The following is a 441-nucleotide window of genomic DNA, read 5'->3' on the forward strand; positions in this document are numbered from 1 at the left end:
GATCAAAGCAATGATCTCATCGATATGATCCAATGCGATCCGTAACCCTTCTAAGATGTGGGCACGGGCTTCTGCTTTGTTTTTATCAAACTGTGTCCGACGAGTTACCACTTCTTGTTGATGCTCGATGTAATTTTCTAAAATTCGTTTCAAACTCAAAATCTTCGGCACGCCTTTTTCAATGGCTAACATATTAAAGCCAAAAGAAGATTGCAGTGCAGTCATTTTGTAGAGATTGTTTAAGATCACCGACGCACTGACGTCGCGACGAACGTCGATCACGATCCGCATGCCTTCACGAGACGATTCATCCCGCAGATCGGTGATTCCTTCGATCCGTTTGTCACGGTGCAGCTCAGAGATCCGCTCGATCAACTTCGCTTTATTGACCATATACGGCAATTCAGTCACTAAGATCCGTTCTTTACCGTTGGGCATTTC

Annotated in this window: 1 protein-coding gene; it reads right to left on the reverse strand. The window is 44.7% G+C overall.

The window, feature by feature from the left end; genetic code table 11:
* On the reverse strand, positions 1-441 hold a 441-nt coding region (locus P3R27_RS14785; RefSeq protein WP_301399177.1), incomplete at both ends, for a DNA gyrase subunit A.

This window comes from Enterococcus spodopteracolus, assembly GCF_030441955.1.
GTDB lineage: Bacteria > Bacillota > Bacilli > Lactobacillales > Enterococcaceae > Enterococcus_B > Enterococcus_B spodopteracolus.